This is a genomic window from Rhodoplanes sp. SY1, from assembly GCF_046000175.1.
In the GTDB taxonomy this organism is placed as follows: Bacteria; Pseudomonadota; Alphaproteobacteria; order Rhizobiales; family Xanthobacteraceae; genus Rhodoplanes.
Window position 1 is genome coordinate 1 of the sequence record NZ_JBEOMB010000519.1, and the last position, 517, is coordinate 517.

The following is a 517-nucleotide window of genomic DNA, read 5'->3' on the forward strand; positions in this document are numbered from 1 at the left end:
GCCCCGAGCGCGAGCGCGACGGCCGCGGGCTTGCGGCCGGTCAAGGTGGCGTGGAGCTTCACGTGGAACTCGGCCGTCAGGGCGATCGTCCGGACGCGGACCACGGATTCGTTCACGCAGTTCACGACGCTGTACGAGCGGGTCATGGTGGGCCGTCCGTGGGATGGAACAGTCGAGCTGATGTGCCATCCGGGTGGCCCGATCTTCGAGCACGAGACACGGCTCCTCGAAGGAGAGTGGAGAGGCACGATCGGACGGGACGTGACGCTGATCAGTTATCACGACCTCTAGCGGTGTTCGGCGGCCGTTAAACGCATGCGATCTCCGCGCGGCCCGCGGACGCGTCGGCCCTCGCACCGATCCTGAAGATATGGCCCCGGGACGCGTCAACCAGCGTGTACCGCGCCGCCGCACCCTTCGACCCTCGGCGGACATCGACCGCCTGGACGTGAGCCGCGGCTGGGGGCGAACGCGGACGGGTCGACCGCGGTGGACCGGACCTCGGTCCGGCCGCCCG

General features: G+C 69.6%; 1 protein-coding gene. It reads left to right on the forward strand.

Features of this window, described 5'->3' with window-relative positions; translation table 11 throughout:
* Positions 1-144 precede the first annotated feature (144 nt).
* Entirely contained in the window at positions 145-291 is a 147-nt protein-coding gene (locus tag ABTU92_RS30710; RefSeq protein WP_408095303.1) for a hypothetical protein, read from the forward strand.
* Positions 292-517 lie beyond the last annotated feature (226 nt).

Excerpts from the sequence above, each read along its gene's own strand:
- ABTU92_RS30710 (WP_408095303.1), top strand. The coding sequence starts at position 145 with ATGGTGGGCCGTCCGTGGGATGGAACAGTCGAGCTGATGTGCCATCCG.